Origin of the sequence: Pseudomonas moorei (assembly GCF_008801475.1) — a bacterium.
In the GTDB taxonomy this organism is placed as follows: domain Bacteria; phylum Pseudomonadota; class Gammaproteobacteria; order Pseudomonadales; family Pseudomonadaceae; genus Aquipseudomonas; species Aquipseudomonas moorei.
Window position 1 is genome coordinate 63075 of the sequence record NZ_VZPP01000009.1, and the last position, 18789, is coordinate 81863.

General features: G+C 59.4%; 14 protein-coding genes. 4 read left to right on the top strand and 10 right to left on the bottom strand.

All coding sequences use genetic code 11. The annotated features are described in order from the left end of the window. Positions 1 to 66: 66 nt before the first annotated feature. Positions 67 to 732, bottom strand: a complete 666-nt coding sequence (locus tag F7R06_RS18195; protein WP_090317144.1) for a COG3650 family protein — start codon at positions 730 to 732, stop codon at positions 67 to 69. A 59-nt stretch (positions 733 to 791) separates the two neighbouring features. Then, positions 792 to 1391 carry a short chain dehydrogenase gene (locus F7R06_RS18200; RefSeq protein WP_090317147.1) on the bottom strand — a complete coding sequence of 200 codons (600 nt, stop codon included), beginning with the start codon at positions 1389 to 1391 and terminating at the stop codon, positions 792 to 794. Between the two features lie 105 nt (positions 1392 to 1496). Between F7R06_RS18200 and F7R06_RS18205 the strand changes: the two genes are divergently transcribed. Continuing rightward, a complete protein-coding gene (locus tag F7R06_RS18205) occupies positions 1497 to 2405 on the top strand; it encodes a LysR family transcriptional regulator (RefSeq protein ID WP_090317150.1) in 909 nt (302 codons plus the stop codon). Positions 2406 to 2587: 182 nt separating this feature from the next. On the opposite strand, the gene F7R06_RS18210 is transcribed toward F7R06_RS18205, so the two are convergent. From F7R06_RS18210 to F7R06_RS18230, 5 genes are all read right to left on the bottom strand, one after another. Further along, positions 2588 to 3289, bottom strand: a complete 702-nt coding sequence (locus F7R06_RS18210; protein WP_060541114.1) for an ABC transporter ATP-binding protein — start codon at positions 3287 to 3289, stop codon at positions 2588 to 2590. Further along, the gene (gene livG / locus F7R06_RS18215) at positions 3290 to 4057 is read right to left on the bottom strand and encodes a high-affinity branched-chain amino acid ABC transporter ATP-binding protein LivG (protein WP_090317153.1); all 768 of its coding nucleotides are present in this window, start codon (positions 4055 to 4057) and stop codon (positions 3290 to 3292) included. Then, positions 4054 to 5310, bottom strand: coding sequence for a high-affinity branched-chain amino acid ABC transporter permease LivM (locus F7R06_RS18220; RefSeq protein WP_090317156.1), 1257 nt, complete (start codon positions 5308 to 5310; stop codon positions 4054 to 4056). The genes livG and F7R06_RS18220 overlap by 4 nt, the downstream gene beginning before the upstream one ends. Then, on the bottom strand, positions 5307 to 6230 hold the full coding sequence (gene livH / locus F7R06_RS18225; RefSeq protein WP_090317159.1) for a high-affinity branched-chain amino acid ABC transporter permease LivH: 924 nt from the start codon (positions 6228 to 6230) through the stop codon (positions 5307 to 5309). The genes F7R06_RS18220 and livH overlap by 4 nt, the downstream gene beginning before the upstream one ends. A 232-nt stretch (positions 6231 to 6462) precedes the next feature. Next, entirely contained in the window at positions 6463 to 7590 is a 1128-nt protein-coding gene (locus tag F7R06_RS18230) for a branched-chain amino acid ABC transporter substrate-binding protein (RefSeq protein ID WP_090317162.1), read from the bottom strand. Positions 7591 to 7941: 351 nt separating this feature from the next. Here F7R06_RS18230 and F7R06_RS18235 point away from each other — a divergent pair, with 351 nt between their 5' ends. Beyond that, on the top strand, positions 7942 to 8247 hold the full coding sequence (locus F7R06_RS18235) for a DUF2288 domain-containing protein (RefSeq protein ID WP_090317164.1): 306 nt from the start codon (positions 7942 to 7944) through the stop codon (positions 8245 to 8247). Positions 8248 to 8489: 242 nt separating this feature from the next. Here the strand turns inward: F7R06_RS18235 and F7R06_RS18240 are convergent, their stop codons facing one another. Then, the gene (locus F7R06_RS18240) at positions 8490 to 10694 is read right to left on the bottom strand and encodes a hypothetical protein (protein WP_090317167.1); all 2205 of its coding nucleotides are present in this window, start codon (positions 10692 to 10694) and stop codon (positions 8490 to 8492) included. Positions 10695 to 10892: 198 nt separating this feature from the next. On the opposite strand from F7R06_RS18240, the gene F7R06_RS18245 reads away from it, so the two are divergent. Then, positions 10893 to 11789, top strand: coding sequence for an NAD(P)-dependent oxidoreductase (locus F7R06_RS18245; protein WP_162493921.1), 897 nt, complete (start codon positions 10893 to 10895; stop codon positions 11787 to 11789). On the opposite strand, the gene F7R06_RS18250 is transcribed toward F7R06_RS18245, so the two are convergent. Then, a complete protein-coding gene (locus F7R06_RS18250; protein ID WP_281198113.1) occupies positions 11746 to 13962 on the bottom strand; it encodes a putative bifunctional diguanylate cyclase/phosphodiesterase in 2217 nt (738 codons plus the stop codon). The genes F7R06_RS18245 and F7R06_RS18250 overlap by 44 nt on opposite strands. A gap of 291 nt (positions 13963 to 14253) precedes the next feature. Between F7R06_RS18250 and F7R06_RS18255 the strand changes: the two genes are divergently transcribed. Beyond that, a complete protein-coding gene (locus tag F7R06_RS18255) occupies positions 14254 to 15603 on the top strand; it encodes a spinster family MFS transporter (RefSeq protein WP_090317170.1) in 1350 nt (449 codons plus the stop codon). A 186-nt stretch (positions 15604 to 15789) separates the two neighbouring features. Here the strand turns inward: F7R06_RS18255 and rapA are convergent, their stop codons facing one another. After that, the gene (rapA, locus tag F7R06_RS18260) at positions 15790 to 18636 is read right to left on the bottom strand and encodes an RNA polymerase-associated protein RapA (RefSeq protein WP_090317171.1); all 2847 of its coding nucleotides are present in this window, start codon (positions 18634 to 18636) and stop codon (positions 15790 to 15792) included. Positions 18637 to 18789 lie beyond the last annotated feature (153 nt).

Here is an 18789-nt window from a genome sequence, read left to right on the forward strand (position 1 = left end):
TGCGCCAGGGCGTTTGAAGCCGGCGATTATAAGCCTCAAACGCCCGGTCCCGTGAGGCAAAAACGATCAGTCGTTGCGCGAACCGCCGAAATACCCGCAGCCACGCTGTACCTGCCCATCGATGCGCAACTCGGCACTCATGTGCTGAATACTGCCGGTGCTGCCGTCGACGCAGCGTTGCGGCGCGACCCACAGTTCGATGTGCTGATTGTTGGCTTCGGTGCTGAGGTTGAAGCGGCCATCGCCCAGTTGTTCTTCGACATACGGGACGGCGAGGGGAGGCTGGCCGGCACGGTCGATGACCATGCCCTTGCCGCTGACTTTGACGTTCCACTCCGGGGAATGGCCGGCGGCGCGCAGGATCAGCAATTTGAAGTTGGGATCGTCACAGGCCGTGCCCGAGCGCTCGACGCGGTACAGCGTTTCCAGGTCGAACTGACCGTCGCCGCTGCCGGAAACGATCCGCCCGCGCACGTCGGCAAACAGCGTTCCCCGGGTATCGGCCAGGCTGGCCGCCTGTTGCAGGACGCTGGTGCCGCCTGTGTCGTTGACCACATAACGACGCTGTTCGCCGCAAGGCTGGAACAACAGCTTGCCATCGGCTGCGCTCAACTGGCCTTGCAGGCGGGTCTGGCCGACATGGGAGGCGCTTTCACGCGAGCCGTCGACTAACTGGCAGGCGGCGAACAACGGAAGCAGGGCAACGAGGACTAAGGAACGGGCGGCACGCATCTTGGGGTCTCCTGACAAGTGCCGCCACGTTACTCAGCCTGACCGTTCATCACAAGGCTTTAGCCCACGTGAATGGTCTGGCCTGTCTGCAGGCCTTCCACGCTTTTGGCGTAGGCCAGTGCGACATCCGCCGCAGGAACCGGTTTGAAACCACGGAAGTACGGCGCGTATTTGCCCATGGCTTCAGCCAGCACGTTCGGGCTGATCGAGTTCACTCGCAGGCCACGTGGCAGTTCGATGGCGGCGGCGCGGACGAAACTGTCCAGTGCACCGTTGACCAACGCTGCCGAGGCACCGCTACGGATCGGGTCGTGGCTGAGTACGCCGGTGGTGAAAGTGAACGAAGCGCCGTCATTGGCGAACTCGCGACCGATCAGCAGCAGGTTGACCTGGCCCATCAGTTTGTCTTTGAGGCCCAGGGCGAAACTCTCCTCCGTCATTTCGGCCAGCGGTGCGAAGGTCACGTTACCGGCGGCGCAGATCAGCGCATCGAATTTTCCGGTTTGCTCGAACAGCTTGCGAATCGACCCGCTGTCGCTGATGTCCACTTGAAAATCACCGCTCTTGCGGCCGATGCGGACGATTTCGTGGCGTTGAGACAGCTCCTTGTCGACCGCTGAACCGATGGTGCCGCCTGCGCCGATCAAAAGAATTTTCATGGTGCTGATCCTCGAGTGGGTGGAATGAGGCTTCAGTTTAGAGTGGTTTTTTACGTTGATAAGCGCGCTAATAGGCAACCTTTGGTTTTCTATTGGAAACAATCCATGAGCGAAATGGATGATCTCGCGGCGTTCGCGGTGCTGGTCGAGGCGGGGAGTTTTACCCTGGCGGCGCAACAATTGGGTTGCAGCAAGGGGCAACTGTCCAAGCGGATCAGTCAGTTGGAAGCGCAGTTTTCCGTGGTCTTGCTGCAGCGCACCACACGGCGCTTGAGCCTGACGGCCGCTGGCGCTGCCATGCTGCCGCAGGCGCAGGCGCTGGTGGTGCAGGTCGATCGGGCGCGTCAGGCCTTGGCACGACTGAAGGACGACATGGCCGGCCCGGTGCGAATGACAGTCCCGGTTTCGCTGGGAGAGACCTTTTTCGATGGCTTGCTGCTGGAGTTCTCGAGCCGGTACCCACAGGTGCAGGTCGAATTGGACCTGAGCAACAACTATCGTGATTTATCCCGTGATGGCTATGACCTCGCGGTTCGCTCGGATGTGGCCAATGACCAGCGCCTGGTGGCGCGCCCGTTGCTGGCGTGGCACGAAATGACCTGCGCCAGCCCGGCGTATCTCGAGCAATACGGCGAGCCGCTGACGCCTCAGGCATTGGCCGACCATCGCTGCCTGCTCAACAGCCACTACAGCGGTCGGGAAGAATGGCTGTATCACCAGCAACATGAATTGTTGCGGGTGCGCGTGTCCGGGCCCTTTGCCAGCAACCATTACAACCTGTTGAAGAAGGCCGCCCTGGCCGGCGCGGGTATTGCGCGTTTGCCGTCCTACTTGCTGCCCGCGGAATTGGCTGACGGACGTTTGCGCTGGCTCCTGCGCGATTATCAGACCCGGAGCATGCCGATGTACCTGGTGCATCCGTATCAGGGTGGGCTGCCCAAGCGTACGCAAGTGTTGTCGGATTATCTGATTGGCTGGTTCAAACGCAGTGGGGAGGCGCTGGATCGGCTGTAGGAGCAAGCTTGCTCCGGGCGGGTCCGACGATGGTCGTCAACGCTAACGAGGACGGCCTTGATGAACGCGGCGCTCTCAGGTTCTTCGCGAGCAAGCTCGCTCCTACAAAGGATCTGTATGGCTATAGAGGTGGCGGGCATAAAAAAACGGCCCGAAGGCCGTTTCTTGTCTGCCGTAAAGCCTTAGCCGCCGAGGTACGCTTCGCGCACTTTCGGATCGGTCAGCAGTGCTTCACCGGTGCCTTGCATCACCACACGACCGTTTTCCAGCACGTAGGCACGGTCGGCGATTTTCAGCGCCTGGTTGGCGTTTTGCTCTACCAGGAACACCGTCACACCGTCCTTGCGCAGTTGTTCGATGATGTCGAAGATCTGCTGGATGATGATCGGTGCCAGGCCCAGCGATGGCTCGTCGAGCAGCAGCAGCTTGGGTTTGCTCATCAGCGCACGGCCGATGGCAAGCATTTGCTGTTCACCGCCGGACATGGTGCCGCCGCGTTGGTTAAAGCGCTCTTTCAGGCGTGGGAAAAGTCCGAGGACCTTGTCCATTTGCTCCTGATAATCGCCCTTTGCGGTGAAGAAACCACCCATGGAGAGGTTTTCTTCCACGGTCAGGCGCGAGAACACCCGACGGCCTTCCGGAACCACGGCAATACTCTTGCGCATGATCTGTGCCGAGGTCTGCCCCACCAGCTCTTCACCCATGTAACGGATGCTGCCGCTGTGAGCCTGCGGCGAGCCGCAGAGGGTCATCAGCAGGGTGGATTTGCCCGCGCCATTGGCGCCGATCAGCGTCACGATTTCGCCCTGGCGGATTTCCACGTTGACGCTGTGCAGGGCCTGGATCTTGCCATAGAAGGTGGAAACGTTTTCGAACTGCAGCATTTACGCTTCCCCCAGGTAGGCTTTGATCACTTCAGGATTGTCGCGGATCTGTTCCGGCGTACCGTCGGCCAACGGCGTGCCCTGGTTGATCACGACGATGTGGTCGGAAATGCTCATGACCAGTTTCATGTCGTGTTCGATCAACAGCACGGTGACGTTGTGTTCTTCGCGCAGCACGCTGATCAGCGCCTTGAGGTCTTCGGTTTCCTTCGGGTTCAGGCCGGCTGCGGGCTCGTCGAGCATGAGGATCCGCGGGCGGGTCATCATGCAGCGGGCGATTTCCAGGCGACGCTGCTGACCGTAGGCCAGGGTGCCGGCCGGACGGTTGGCGAACTCCTTGAGATGAACCTTTTCCAGCCAGTATTCGGCGAACTCCATGGCCTCGCGTTCGCTTTTGCGAAACGACGGAGTCTTGAACAGGCCGGACAGGAAGTTGGTGTTCAGGTGACGATGCTGGGCGATCAAGAGGTTCTCGACCGCGGTCATGTCCTTGAACAACCGCACGTTCTGGAAGGTGCGCACTACGCCTTTGAGGGCGATCTTGTGGCCAGGCAGGCCTTCGATCGGCTCGCCGTCCAGCAGGATGATGCCGCCGCTTGGCTTGTAGAAGCCGGTCAGGCAGTTGAATACGGTGGTCTTGCCGGCACCGTTGGGGCCGATCAGGGCAACCACTTGTTTCTCTTTCACGCTCAAGGCTACGCCGTTGACCGCCAGCAAGCCGCCGAAGCGCATGCTCAGGTTTTCTACTTTCAGGATCTCGCGGCTCATTTGCGCAGCTCCATGTGAGGACGTTGCATGGGCAGCAGACCCTGAGGGCGCCAGATCATCATCAGTACCATCAAGGCACCGAACATCAACATGCGGTACTCACTGAACTCACGCATCATTTCCGGCAACAGGATCATCACCACGGCCGCGAGGATCACACCCAGCTGCGAGCCCATGCCACCCAGCACGACGATGGCGAGAATGATCGCCGACTCGATGAAGGTGAAGGACTCTGGCGTCACCAGGCCCTGACGGGCAGCGAAGAAGCTGCCGGCAAAACCGGCGAAGCTGGCACCCAGGGTAAAGGCCGAAAGCTTGATGACGGTCGGGTTCAGACCCAGTGCGCGGCAGGCGATTTCGTCTTCACGCAATGCTTCCCACGCGCGGCCCAGCGGCATGCGCAGCAAGCGGTTGATGACGAACAGCGCACCCAGAGCCAGGAGCAACGCAACCAGGTAAAGGAAGATCACCTTGTTGATCGAGTTGTATTCCAGGCCGAAGTACTCGTGGAAGGTCTGCATCCCTTCAGCGGCTTTACGTTCGAATGTCAGGCCGAAGAACGTCGGTTTCTCGATGTTGCTGATACCGTTCGGACCGCCAGTGAGGCCGGTCAGGTTACGCAGGAACAGACGGATGATCTCACCAAAACCCAGGGTCACGATCGCCAGGTAGTCACCGCGCAGACGCAGTACCGGGAAACCGAGCAGGAAGCCGAAGGTGGCGGACATCAGGCCGGCGATTGGCAGGCAGATCCAGAAGCTCAGACCGTAGTAGTGCGACAGCAGCGCGTAGCTGTAGGCGCCGACGGCGTAGAAGCCGACGTAACCGAGGTCGAGCAGGCCGGCCAGGCCGACCACGATGTTCAGGCCGAGGCCGAGCATCACGTAGATCAGCACCAGGGTCGCGATGTCCACCGCGCCGCGCGAGCCGAAGAACGGCCAGACCAGCGCACCGGCGATCAGCGCAATGATGATCCAGCGCTGGGTGGTCGGCAGGGTCAGGAAGTTACTGGCCTTGGCCGGAATCAGCGGCACGCCGGGCGAGGAGCGCCAGGCCGAGCTGATCTGCCGGTCGAAGATCACACGCAGGAACATCAGCACCGAGCACACGGCGATGGTGATCAGCGTGGCGTTGCTGGTGCCATGGACTTCGAGGTTGATGCCGACGATGGTCAGCTTCAGACCGAGTACCGGGTAGGCCACGGCCCACACCAGCAAGGCGCTGAACAACGCCTGTTTAAGATTCCTAGTCATACTTTCTCAACCTCCGGACGGCCCAGCAGGCCGGTTGGCCGGAACAACAACACCAGAACCAATAGGCCGAACGCCACGACGTCCTTGTACTGGTCGCCGAAAATATCGGCACCGAAGGCTTCCGCCACGCCAAGTACCAGCCCGCCGAGCATGGCGCCCGGAATGCTGCCGATACCGCCCAATACCGCAGCGGTGAAGGCCTTGAGGCCGACCAGGAATCCGGCGTTCGGGTTGATCACGCCGTATTGCATGCTCAGCAGCACGGCAGCGATGGCCGCCAGCGCGGCACCGATGACGAAGGTCAGGGCGATGATGTTGTTGGTGTTGATACCCAGCAGGTTGGCCATCTTGATGTCTTCGGCGCAGGCGCGGCAGGCGCGACCCAGGCGAGAGCGGGAGATGAACAGCGTGAGGCCGAGCATGGCGACCAGGGTCACCACGAACACCACGATTTGCATGTAGGAAATCAGCACTTCATGTGCGCCACCTGGCCCGATGGAAAAGTTGCCCGGAATCAGGTTGGGAATGGATTTGTCCTTGGAGTCTTGCGCCAGCAGAACCGTGTTCTGCAGGAAGATCGACATGCCGATGGCGGAAATCAGCGGGATCAGACGGTTGCTGCCGCGAAGTGGGCGGTAGGCGATCCGTTCGATGCTGTAACCGTAGGCACTGGTTACCACGATGGTGGCGAGAAAAGCGGCGGTCATCAACAGTGGAACACTGTCGAGTCCCAGCATGGACAGTCCGGCGATGGCGATGAACGCCACGTAGGAACCGATCATGTACACCTCGCCGTGGGCGAAGTTGATCATTCCAATGATGCCGTAAACCATCGTATAGCCGATGGCGATCAGGGCATACGTGCTGCCAATGGTCAGACCATTAACCAGCTGTTGGAAAAAGTGATAGATGTCAGGCATTACAGCGCTCCTAAAAACCTGATACGCATTTCACTGGTGGAGTCATTTTCCCGCTCGAGCCCCATGGATCTGCATCCACTTCGAATTCGAGGTTTGCCAGCGAACCGCTGATGACGGTTTTGAGATTTTCAGGTGGGGAGACTAGCGGATCACGCCAGCGCGGCCCAATACGTTCGTAAAACAAAGCCCACGGCACGCCGTGGGCTTTGTTGGCAGTCAGTCAGGCAAGGCCTTACTGAGGCGAAACTTCAGTTTTAGGTTTGCCGAAGTGCCACTCGTAAACCACGAATTTGAAGTCTTTCAGGTCGCCCTTGGCGTCGAAGCTCAGGTCGCCAGTTGGAGTCTTGAAGGTACCGGCGTGGATGGCAGCAGCCACTTTGGCAGGGTCTTCGCTCTTGGCGGCGGTGATACCACCGGCAATGACTTCAACAGCCGAGTAGGCCGGGAACACGAACGGACCGCTTGGGTCTTCTTTCTTGGCTTTGAACGCATCAGCCAGGGCGACGTTGGCCGGATCCTGGTCGAAGGATTTCGGCAGGGTCACCAGCAGGCCTTCGGAAGCGTCCTTGGCGATCTGCGAAATGGAGTCGTTACCCACGCCTTCCGGACCCATGAACTTGGCTTTCAGGCCTTTTTCCTGGGATTGACGCAGGATCAGACCCAGCTCCGGGTGGTAGCCGCCGTAGTAGACGAAGTCGACGTTGGCTTGCTTGAGCTTGGAGATCATCGAGGAGAAGTCTTTGTCGCCAGCGTTGATGCCTTCGAATACGGCAACCTTGACGCCTTTGCTTTCCAGGGTTTTCTTCACGGCGGTGGCGATGCCTTCACCGTATTGCTGTTTGTCGTGCAGCACAGCAACGATTTTCGGTTTTACGTGATCGGCAATGTAGTTACCGGCGGCAGGGCCCTGGGCGCTGTCCAGGCCGATGGTGCGGAACACCATTTTGTAACCACGGTTGGTGATGTCCGGGCTGGTGGCAGCCGGGGTGATCATGATCACGCCTTCGTCTTCGTAGATGTCCGAAGCCGGTTGAGTGGAGCTGGAGCACAGGTGGCCAACCACGAATTTCACGCCGTCGTTGACGACTTTGTTCGCGACCGCGACCGCTTGTTTTGGATCACAGGCGTCATCGTATTCAACGGCTTCGAGTTTCTTGCCGTCGACGCCGCCCTTGGCGTTGATTTGCTCGATGGCCATTTTGGCGCCACTGAACTGCATGTCGCCGTATTGGGCTACAGGGCCGGTTTTAGGGCCGGCGATGCCGATCTTGATGGTGTCAGCTGCGAACGAATGGCTGGCAACCCCGGCCAGAACCATAGCGGCAAACAGTTTGGAAATCTGCTTAGTAGCCTTAGTCATAGTGCTCCACTCTTACTGTTGTATTTTTTATAGTCCTGGCGCCGTTGGCAGCAAGAACCGGGTCAGATATCCACGACATCCCCCGGAAAAGCCCCCCGGCAACTGTACCGGTACAGTGTAGAGCGCCGATTGTCAGCCTGGGAAGCTGGCGGCGGGGGGCAAAACTCGGGGGTGTCGCTTTTTTGAAAGAAAAAGACAGAATTGCGGCGGGTCTTTGGAGGGCTAATAGCCAGATTCCGTGCATTCCTTGGCATTCCTGCTCTTTTCATTCGGTGACTCCACGTGTATCTGGGTTTTTCTGCCAGATGACCGACGTTATCATTGCGTCGATTTCTTTTCCGGACAGGACCCATGACTCAAGAACCTAGCACCCTCTATGCCAAGCTGCTTGGAGAAACTGCATCTATTACCTGGAAGGAGTTGGAGCCGTTCTTCGCCAAGGGTGCCCTATTGTGGGTCGACCCTGGTCTGGATTTGATCGCCGCCGCCGAGGCTGTGGCCACTGATGAGAGCGAGAAAGTGGCTGCCTGGTTGGCTGCCGATAAGGTCGCCAAGCTCTCTGAAACGCGGGCGCTGGATCTTTTTGAACGTGATCCCGAGCTGTGGGCGGTGGTCGTTTCGCCGTGGATAATGATCCAGGAAAGAGCAAGGGCGTAAATGTCTGCACTTGTTTGGTGCGCCGTGCTGACGATTAAAAGTGTGTAGGCGAGTAGCGTGATGGCACGTTGCCGTAGAGAAAGACCACAGCCTCACGGTGACGTAAACGTAACGGGAACAGTTAAGAGAGTAGCCTGAGGGCTGCTTAATTGTTTCTGGATGTTGAGATTTGTATGGTTTGCGAGGCCGTCATCGCGAGCGAGCTCGCTCGCGATTGGCCAAGACGCGGTATGGCGTCGGTGTCAGTAAGCGGTTTTACCCGTATGGTTATTCAGCGAAATAACCTTGGTTTTGCCAATGCGGTGACGGTAGATCTCGCGCAGGTACTTGATCGCTTTCTTCACACAGTCCCGGGACAGGCGAATGTCGTTGATCGAGACAAACTTCTCCTTGTCGTTGATCAGTTCGCGATACTTTTTCTCGTACATCGGCTTGATCGCATACCAGTTGGTGTCGAGGATCTTGGCCGGGTTTTCGAACTCGTTGAGCAGGTCGTCAATCAGGTCCTCGTCGAACTGTTCATTAATGATGAAGTCCAGGATCGAGTTGTCGAGGGTGTCATCGAAGCGGTACGGAGTTTTCGCAAAGCAACGCTTGATGAACGCCACGATCAGCGTCAGGAAGTCGTCCGACAGGCATGGGCTCTTGGCGATCAGCGTGGTCAGGGACAGGTTGGCCGAGGCGCCGATCACCAGTGCATAGCGCTTGAGCGTGGTGTTGGGGAACAGGCTGTTGAGGTGGGTCTTGAGCCGGTTCAGATCCATGTAGGACAGTTTGTAGTCCTTCGGCAGGGAGACGATCGACACCACCGACGAGCAGTTCTTGAAGAAGTGCAGGTCGTGCAATGCGGCCGCGTCATACCCTGAATTCTTGTACTGCTCCAGCGACGCCCGATAACGCTTGGACTCGATGGGCAGCAGGCTGATGCCCTCGATGGCCTGGGTGACCTTGTTGAAGTGCGGCAGGTCGATGGAGCGGAAGAACAGGTCGTCGATGTTCAGGCGCTGCGGCTCTTTCTCGAACACCTTGAACTTGTCGCTGGTCGGCGGCGGGGTTTCCGGTACGACGGATTCGGCGTAGGCAATGGCCACCGGGCCGGCCAGACTCATGAACAGGTCGTTGGCATCGAGACGAATGGTCTCGCCGATGTCGATGCCCGCGCGACGGAAATAATTCTGGTCGTAGTCGGTGGTGACCGCTTGCGCCGTCAGAATGTTGAAGATCTGCTGCGAGATGTATTGGTTGGCATGCTTTTCCATGGCATTGACATCAATGTTCTGGATGTTGCCGTCGTCGCTCTCTTCGGCGTAACGCATGATGTCGTTGGAGATCAGCATCATGGCGTTCCATGGGCGGATACGGCCCATGACGCTGGCTTCGCTGCTGTCTTCATTGGCGAAGTTGTAGGAGAAGTCCCACTCTTCCGACAGGTATTTGCACAACAGGCGACCGGCGTTGATATGCAACGCTTCGGACATTTCGCTGCGGTGATCGGAAATGTTCGGCAGCACGCAGATGCCGCTGGTGAAGATCGGCTCGAAGACGAAGGAATGACCACTCTTGCCGTCATGCTCATCCATCGGCTTGGTGTCGAACGTCTTGTTCATGTACGAGTGCTGTTGGGCCAGGCCGAACTCCGAAGCCATGCCCGAACCGGTACCGCCACCGGCACTGAAGATAGAGAAGTAAAGACGCGACTGGTTGGCTTTGATGCCGCAGCTGTCGATCAGGTACGAGTGAATCATTTTCCAGTCAGGGCTGGAGAAACGCTGGGTGTCCTTGTTAAGGATGATCTTGGCCAGGTACTGACCCAGGATCGGCGCGTTACCGGCACCTCCGGCGTGGACTTCCGACAAGTCCATGATTTTCATCTTGCTGTAGTCGCGCAGGAATCCGCTCTTTTCGCCCTTGCGCGAGAAGCGAATACGGCCGGCGATGTCTTTGTCCAGGTCTCCGAGCATGACCAGCGGCTCTACCAGGAACACCGGTTTGGTGGCCTTGTTCGGCCCCAGGCGCAGATTGTTGCGAATCCACTGTGCCGGGCTGTAGCCCTTTTCGGCAAAGCGTTTGTCCGGCGACAAACGATCTTCGTTATTGAATTCGTTGAGGTAGAACTTGCGGGCGTTGTACACCAGCTCCGCGACGTCCAGGGCGATGTTCGAGCCGCAACGACCCAGGCCGATCAGGCACACCGACGGGAATTCCTGATCGTTGTGCTGTTCGTTGTCGCCTTCCAGATGCGGTGGGCGCGGGAACACCATGTCGCGCAGTCCATCGAGGTTATCGAGGATGCGGTCGGTATTGGTTTCCGTGAAGTACAGGTATTGCTGAGTCCCCAGCGGGCGTGACGGCAGCAGAGGCTTTGACGGAGCAAGGGCAGGCGCGTTCGCTGCGGGGCTCAAGGTCAGGTCGGATACCGCAGTGGCCGGATTGTTTTTAGAAGTCATTGTTCGCCATGTACCTGGGCAGGATGGTCGGGCGACTCACTGTCGTCGACCGTCACGGAATGAGAACTCGCGTCTTTTTTCAGCGCGTATTGGGTCCAAGCGTCAGTGGCCGTGGCCTGAACGTCGCTCGGGAGAATCCTTTCCTAAGTCATGATGAATCGGCCACTATTCAGCGATCTTTAATCAAAAGGAGGCCAAATGATGTCAACGCTACCTTCGTTGGGGTTCGCCGGTATCGGTTTGATGGGGTTGCCGATGTGCCGGCGCCTGCTCGCGGCGGGTTATCCGCTGACGGTGTGGAACCGTCATCCGGCCAAGTGCGCATCACTGGTCGAAGCCGGCGCTCGCCAGGTCGCGACGCCCGCCGAGCTGTGCCGGCACGCCGATGTGGTGATGCTGTGCCTGGCTGACACCTCGGTGGTACGTGAGGTGGTTTTTGGTGTGGCAGGGGTTGTCGAGGGCGCGAAAAAGGGCCAGTTGCTGGTGGATTTTTCCAGCCTGGAGCCTACCGCAACGCGGGAAATGGCTTCGGAGCTTGTCAGTAAAACCGGTATGGGCTGGCTGGATGCGCCGGTATCCGGCGGCGTGGTCGGTGCCGAGGCCGGCAGTCTGGCGATCATGGTCGGTGGCGATGCGGCAAACCTTGAGCGGGTCAAACCTGTTTTATTGAGCCTGGGTCAGCGAGTGACGCACATGGGCGCAGTCGGCGCGGGGCAGGTGACCAAGGCCTGCAACCAGATGATCGTGGCGTGCAACGCCCTGGTGATTGCCGAAGTGGTGGCGCTGGCTGAGCGCTCCGGTGTCGATGCGAGTCTGATCGCCGAGGCGCTGGCCGGTGGCTTTGCCGACTCGAAACCCTTGCAGATCCTCGGCCCGCAAATGGCTGACAGCCGTTTCGAACCGGTCAAATGGCACGTGCGAACCCTGCTCAAGGATCTGGATACAGCGGTGAAGTTTTCCCGCGAGCAAGGCTCGGCAACCCCGATCAGTGGCCTGGCTGCACAGTTGATGCGATTGCATGGCAGTCAGGGTTTCCTGGAAAAAGATCCCGCTACATTAGTGCAGTTGTACCGTGAACCAGGCTCAGGGGCGTAACGCTGAAGGTGTGCCTGCGCTGGTTGATTTCATCCAGCACCGGACGTAAGCCAGCCAGTGGTATCGGGCGGCTGAGCAGGTAGCCCTGGACGTAGTCGCAGCCGTGGTGTTCGAGAAGCTGGTACTGCTCGAAAGTCTCGACGCCCTCGGTGACCACCTCCAGGTGCAGGGTGTGGGCCATCACAATAATGGCCTGGACGATTTCCATGTCCTGGGCGGACCTGGGGATGTCGACAATGAACGAGCGATCGATCTTCAATGTGTTGAGTGGCAAGCGCTTGAGGTACGCGAGGGACGAGTAGCCGGTGCCAAAGTCATCGATCGACAGCGACACGCCCAGGGCGCGAATCTGCTGCAGCAACACCAGCGTATCGGCGATTTTGCCCATCAGGGCATGCTCGGTCACCTCCAGCTCCAGCCGTTGCGGTGCGACCCCGGCACTGCGCAGCGCCTGCTCGATTTCACTGGGCAACTCTTCGCGCACGAGGGTCAGGGGGGAGCAATTCACGGCGATCTTCAGGCTTTCGCGGCCCTGGCGCGATAGCTCGCCGAGGTCCTCGCAGGCCTTGCGCAGCACCCACTTGTCGAGTTCGGTGATCAGGCCATTGGCCTCGGCGATGGGAATGAAGCGGTCCGGTGCGAGAAATCCGTGGATCGGATGCTGCCAGCGAATCAGCGCTTCAAGCTTGCTGACTTGCCCGGTCTTCAGGTTGTAGATGGGTTGGTAATAGAGCATCAGGCCGGCATCTTCTCGCAAGGCGTGGCGCAGCTCTTCTTCCAGTTGCAGCTCCAGCGTGGCCCGGGCCTTGAGATTGGCGCTGAAAAAATTCAAGCCGTTACGCCCGCTACCCTTGGACTGATACAGCGCCAGGTCGGCATTCTTCAGCAGCTCCTCGCAAGTCTTGCCGTCCTCCGGGAACACGCTGATGCCGATGCTGGTGGTCATCACCATGCGCCTTCCGGCCAGTTCGATGGGGTCTTTCATTTTCTGCATGATGCGCTGGGCCATCTGCCGGGCCTCGTCGCGATCGTGCAGATCGATGAGGATGCAGAACTCGTCGCCACCGAAGCGCGCAACCACATCTTCGTGGCTGCGCACCGAGGCCTTGATGTGGCTGGCCAGTACCTTGAGCAGTTCGTCTCCAGCGTCATGGCCAAGGCTGTCGTTGATCCTCTTGAAATGGTCGATGTCGAGGAACAGGACCGCTAGCATGCCGCCTTCGTGGGTTTTCTCGATGAGCTTCTCGGCGAAGATCTGGTTGAAGCCGCGTCGGTTGATCAGGCTGGTCAAGGCATCGTAATGCGCGACCTGTTGCAGGGATACTCGAGCCTGGTCGAGTTGGCTGAGCAACGAGTTCACCCGTTGCAAATCGTGATCCTTGATTTGCAGTTTCTTGTCCGCCAGGGCTGCGCTGATGCAGCTGCCAATGATGAGCAGCGTCATGATCGCGACAGTCACCCCCAGCTGCAGGTGGTTGTGTTCCCCCGGCTGCGGCAAGGGGGTGCCGCTTGGCAGCGCCAGATTGAAGGCCGCCATTCCCGTGAAGTGCATGCTGATGATGCCGGCTCCGAGCACCAGGCTCGCGCTGTACTTGAGCAGCTGATGAAACATCCCGGTGCCGTTGCGCAAATGGCGAGCCAGTAACAGTGCCGCCAGACTGGCGCCTATCGCGACCAGTATGGAGAGTGCGAACAACACTGGCTGGTAGTAGACCATTGCCTGCGACTTCATGGCGCCCATGCCCACGTAATGCATGGTCGAGATGCCCATGCCGATCCAGACCGAGGCTTTAAGGCATCGCCAAAAGCTCAGGGCGGGACGGCTGAGGGTGTACATCACCAGCCAGGAGGTGAGCAGGGCGATCAACAGGGACAACAAAGTAACGGGCAGTTGGAAATGAACATCCACCGGCACTTTGAACGCGAGCATGCCAATGAAATGCATGGCCCAGATACCGCCTGCCAGGCATCCGGCACCGACCCAGCGCCAAAGGCGTTGGGAGGAGGGATTTTCTGCATGAGCAACCCGCTCGGCCATGTCCAGTGTGGCAAAACTGCCAGCACAGGCGACGAGATAGGCCAGTAACACCAGAAATGGGTCGTGCATGCAATTGAGTATGACTTGCCCGCTTTCCGATAGCTCGGTAATGAAATGCAAACCAAGCCACTCCATAGCATGCCCCATCAAGATCATCCCGGCCCGCGCAATCGGCGCTGGCGAATGCATTGGAGTATAGAAGCCATGTGCGAAGCGCAAGCCGTAGTGGCTAATTGAACCCAACCTTTTTGGAATTAGGTTTAGAGCGTTTGGAAATAAATTGTTGCATGGGCTGCGCCCGTCCCCATGGTTGGGTATCAGTCTTGCGAATAATGACAGACAGCATTGGAGGGGCTGACTAGATTGCAAACTCCGGGCTCGGATGCGCTGGCAGTGAAGCCCCATAACAATAAAAGAGATGGACCCATGCAGAACTCGACCCAAGCGGCGAATGCCTGGCGCATTCTGTTCCTGCTGTTCCTGGCCAACCTGTTCAACTTTTTCGACCGCACCATCCCGGCCATCATCATTGAGCCGATCCGCATGGAATGGCACCTCAGCGACTTTCAGCTGGGGATCATCGGCACTGCCTTCACCCTCGTCTACGCCATCGCCGGCCTGCCATTGGGGCGGATGGCCGATACCGGTTCGCGCAGCAAGTTGATGGGCTGGGGGCTGGCCGTGTGGAGCGGGTTGACCGCAATCAACGGCATGGTCGGCAGTTTCTGGAGTTTTCTGGTCGTGCGCATGGGCATCGGCATCGGTGAGGCCAGTTACGCGCCCGCCGCCAACTCGTTGATCGGTGATTTGTTTCCAGCTCACCGGCGGGCGCGGGCCATGGGTATCTTCATGCTTGGCCTGCCTTTGGGGCTGTTGCTGGCGTTCTTCACCATCGGTGCGATGGTCAAGGCATTCGACAGCTGGCGCGCACCGTTCTTCATCGCTGCCGTGCCGGGACTGATCCTGGCGGTCTTCATGTTCTTCATCAAAGAGCCGAAACGGGGCGCTGCCGAGAGCGTACAGGTCTCGCAGGAGCGCGTAGACCGACCAATTCGCCGGGTGCTGGCGGTGCCGACTTTCCTGTGGCTGGTGTTGGCCGGTCTCTGCTTCAACTTCGCGACCTATGCCTGCAACTCGTTTCTGGTGCCGATGCTGCAGCGTTACTTCCTGATGCCGTTGCAGGAGGCGGCGGTGGCGACCGGTGTGATTGTCGGTGTGACCGGGTTGGTCGGCTTGACGCTGGGTGGCTGGGTCGCGGACAAGATTCATCAGCGCGTCGCCAACGGACGTCTGCTGTTTGCCGCGGTGAGCCTGATTATTTCGACCCTGTGCACGGCCTGGGCGCTGCATGCGGGGCGAATCGATATTGGCGTATTCGTGGCGGTGTTCAGTCTGGGCTGGTTGTTTGCCTATAACTTTTACACCTGCGTGTACACGGCGATTCAGGACGTGGTCGAACCGCGCCTGCGAGCGACGGCCATGGCGCTGTTTTTTGCCGGGTTGTACCTGCTGGGCGGTGGACTGGGTCCGGTGGTGGTGGGCGCGTTGTCTGATCACTTCGCCCATACAGCGATGCTTGCCGCCGGTGCCGAACAGATGACCGAGGCGTTCAAGGCCGTCGGCCTGCATGATGCGATGTACCTGATCCCGGTGGCGCTGTTTTTCACCATGGTGTTTCTGTTCCTGGCTTCGCGGTGTTTTGTGCGCGATGCCAAGCGGATGAAGGAGGGGTTGATTGCTGTGGTTGAGCCAGACGGGGTTGCCGCGACTGCATAATCGCTTTCGCGAGCAAGATCGCTCCCAGGGGTGTTGAGGTATTTACAGATGCTATGCACGACTCGAACACCGTAGGAGCTGGCTTGCTCGCGAAGAGGCCATCAGCAGCAGCCGATGAAATTCAGGTAACAAAAAAAGGCCCGCATCGCTGCGGGCCTTTTCATTTATAGCGGTGGAGCAGGGGACTTAACCCGCCACCAACACCCGGATCGCTTCCAGTCGTAGCGCGGCCTTGTCGAGCATGGCCAGGCCTTGCTCGCGTTGTTTGCGCAGGGCAACCAGTTCGCTGTCACGTACGGTCGGGTTGACCGCTTGCAAGGCGGTCAGGCGAGCCAGTTCTTCATCGGTATCGGCCGCCAGACGACGTTGCGCCTCGGCCACACGCTCGGCGTGACGCGGGTAGATCTTGTCTTCGCCAGCATTGATCCGTGGCGTCAGCTGATCGCGCTGGGCCTGGATGAATTTGTTGGCGCTGGCGCGCGGTACGCTTTCCAGCTGATCGTTCAAGGTCTCGAACGACACCCGGGCCGACAGGTCGTTACCGTTCGGGTCGAGCAGGCAGCGCAGGGCGGCCGGTGGCAGGTAGCGGCCCAGTTGCAGCGAACGCGGGGCAACCACTTCGCTGACATAGAGCAATTCGAGCAACACCGTGCCGGGTTTTAACGCCTTGTTCTTGATCAGTGCCACGGCGGTGTTACCCATGGAGCCGGACAGCACCAAATCCATACCGCCCTGAACCATCGGGTGTTCCCAGGTGATGAACTGCATGTCCTCGCGGGACAGCGCCTGGTTGCGGTCGTAGGTGATGGTCACGCCTTCGTCGTCGCCCAGCGGGAAGCTGGCGTCAAGCATTTTCTCGCTCGGCTTGAGGATCAGGGCGTTTTCCGAATGGTCTTCGCTGTCGATGCCAAATGCATCGAACAGGGTTTCCATGTAGATCGGCAGGGTGAACTGGTCGTCTTGCTCGAGGATGGCTTCGACCAGTGCATCGCCTTCGCCAGCGCCACCGGAATTGAGTTCCAGCAAGCGGTCGCGGCCGGTGTGCAACTCGGCTTCCAGGCGCTCGCGCTCGGTGCGGGCTTCGTCGATCAGCGCTTGCCATTCAGCGTCGTCGGCTTCTTCCAGCAGCGGCAGCAGACGCGGGCCGAATTGATGCTGCAGAGCGTTGCCGGTCGGGCAAGTATTGAGGAACGCGTTCAGCGCTTCGTGGTACCACTGGAACAGGCGCTCTTGGGGGCTGGTTTCCAGGTATGGCACATGCAATTCGATGACGTGCTTCTGACCGATACGGTCCAGGCGACCGATACGTTGTTCCAGCAGGTCCGGATGCGACGGCAGATCGAACAGCACCAGGTGATGGGAGAACTGGAAGTTGCGACCTTCGCTGCCGATTTCCGAGCAGATCAGCACTTGCGCGCCAAATTCCTCGTCGGCGAAGTAAGCAGCGGCGCGGTCACGTTCGAGGATGTTCATGCCCTCGTGGAACACCGTGGCCGGAATTCCCGAGCGCACGCGCAGGGCGTCTTCCAGGTCCATGGCGGTTTCGGCGTGGGCGCAGATCACCAGCACCTTGGTGCGCTTGAGCATCTTCAGGGTGTCGATCAGCCACTCGACGCGCGGGTCGAATTTCCACCAGCGCTCTTCTTCGTTGGCGTCCGGTTGCGCCTGAAAGCTGACTTCCGGGTAGAGCTCGGCGTGATCGCCCAATGGCAGCTCGAGGTATTCGTCCGGGCACGGCAGCGGGTACGGATGCAGTTTGCGCTCCGGGAAACCCTGCACGGCCGCGCGGGTGTTACGGAACAGCACGCGGCCAGTGCCGTGACGGTCCAGCAGTTCGCGCACGAGACGGGCGCTGGCTTCGGTATCGCCATCGTTGACTGCGCTCAGCAGGGCTTCGCCTTCGTTACCGAGGAAGCCATGGATGGTCTTGTGCGCTTCAGGCGACAGACGCCCCTGGTCCAGCAATTCCTGAACGGCCTCTGCCACCGGGCGATAGTTTTCGCTCTCGGCGCGGAAGGCGTGCAGATCATGGAAACGGTTTGGATCGAGCAGGCGCAGACGGGCGAAGTGGCTGTCCTGGCCCAGTTGTTCTGGGGTCGCGGTCAGCAGCAGCACGCCGGGGATGGTTTCGGCAAGTTGCTCGACCAGCGAGTACTCGGGGCTGACCTGATCTTCGTGCCACACTAGGTGATGCGCTTCGTCGACAACCAGCAAGTCCCAACCGGCTGCGAACAGCGCGTCCTGGGCTTTTTCATCTTCCACCAGCCATTCGAGTGCCACCAGCGCGAGCTGAGTGTCTTCGAACGGGTTGCCGGCATCGCTTTCGATGAAGCGTTCTTCGTCGAACAGCGCGACCTGCAGGTTGAAACGGCGACGCATTTCCACCAGCCACTGGTGCTGAAGGTTCTCCGGCACCAGGATCAGCACGCGATTGGCGCGCCCCGACAGCAATTGGCGATGGATCACCAGACCGGCTTCGATGGTCTTGCCCAGACCCACTTCGTCGGCCAGCAGAACCCGTGGAGCGATACGGTCGGCGACTTCACGGGCGATGTGCAGCTGGTGCGCGATCGGTTGCGCACGCACGCCACCCAGGCCCCAGAGCGCGGATTGCAATTGGCGGCTGGTGTGTTCCAGGGTGTGATAGCGCAGGGAGAACCAGGGAAGCGGGTCGATCTGCCCGGCGAACAGGCGGTCGCTGGCCAGGCGGAACTGGATGAAATTCGACAGTTGGGTTTCCGGCAGGGTGACCACTTCGTTCTGTGCGTTGAGGCCGTGATAGACCAGCAACCCATCGATGTCGTCGACTTCGCGAACGATCAGCTTCCAGCCTTCGAAGTGAGTGATGGTGTCACCCGGCGAGAACCGCACGCGGGTGAGGGGCGCATTCCGAAGCGCGTACTGGCGGGTGTCGCCAGTGGCCGGGTAGAGCACGGTCAACAAGCGGCCGTCCTGTGCCAGAACGGTGCCTAAACCCAGCTCGGCTTCGCTGTCACTGATCCAGCGTTGCCCCGGTTGATACTGCTGCGCCATGCTGCCTGACTCCCACCTTGAAAAAGCGGGCTATCTTAACGGAATGAGGGCTTGAGGGCCAAAAGACTCTCATAAAAACTCTGAGTCTTACGTTAGCCCACCCACGTCAGGTGTGCGGGGAAGGGCACTCTTTCGTGCCAATTGGGTCACAGT

Coding starts and splice junctions, on each gene's coding strand:
- F7R06_RS18210 (WP_060541114.1), bottom strand. CDS start 3,289: ATGCTGCAGTTCGAAAACGTTTCCACCTTCTATGGCAAGATCCAGGCC.
- F7R06_RS18195 (WP_090317144.1), bottom strand. CDS start 732: ATGCGTGCCGCCCGTTCCTTAGTCCTCGTTGCCCTGCTTCCGTTGTTC.
- rapA (WP_090317171.1), bottom strand. CDS start 18,636: ATGGCGCAGCAGTATCAACCGGGGCAACGCTGGATCAGTGACAGCGAA.
- F7R06_RS18235 (WP_090317164.1), top strand. CDS start 7,942: ATGACTCAAGAACCTAGCACCCTCTATGCCAAGCTGCTTGGAGAAACT.
- F7R06_RS18245 (WP_162493921.1), top strand. CDS start 10,893: ATGATGTCAACGCTACCTTCGTTGGGGTTCGCCGGTATCGGTTTGATG.
- livG (WP_090317153.1), bottom strand. CDS start 4,057: ATGAGCCGCGAGATCCTGAAAGTAGAAAACCTGAGCATGCGCTTCGGC.
- F7R06_RS18200 (WP_090317147.1), bottom strand. CDS start 1,391: ATGAAAATTCTTTTGATCGGCGCAGGCGGCACCATCGGTTCAGCGGTC.
- F7R06_RS18250 (WP_281198113.1), bottom strand. CDS start 13,962: ATGGAGTGGCTTGGTTTGCATTTCATTACCGAGCTATCGGAAAGCGGG.
- livH (WP_090317159.1), bottom strand. CDS start 6,230: ATGCCTGACATCTATCACTTTTTCCAACAGCTGGTTAATGGTCTGACC.
- F7R06_RS18240 (WP_090317167.1), bottom strand. CDS start 10,694: ATGACTTCTAAAAACAATCCGGCCACTGCGGTATCCGACCTGACCTTG.
- F7R06_RS18205 (WP_090317150.1), top strand. CDS start 1,497: ATGAGCGAAATGGATGATCTCGCGGCGTTCGCGGTGCTGGTCGAGGCG.
- F7R06_RS18230 (WP_090317162.1), bottom strand. CDS start 7,590: ATGACTAAGGCTACTAAGCAGATTTCCAAACTGTTTGCCGCTATGGTT.
- F7R06_RS18220 (WP_090317156.1), bottom strand. CDS start 5,310: ATGACTAGGAATCTTAAACAGGCGTTGTTCAGCGCCTTGCTGGTGTGG.
- F7R06_RS18255 (WP_090317170.1), top strand. CDS start 14,254: ATGCAGAACTCGACCCAAGCGGCGAATGCCTGGCGCATTCTGTTCCTG.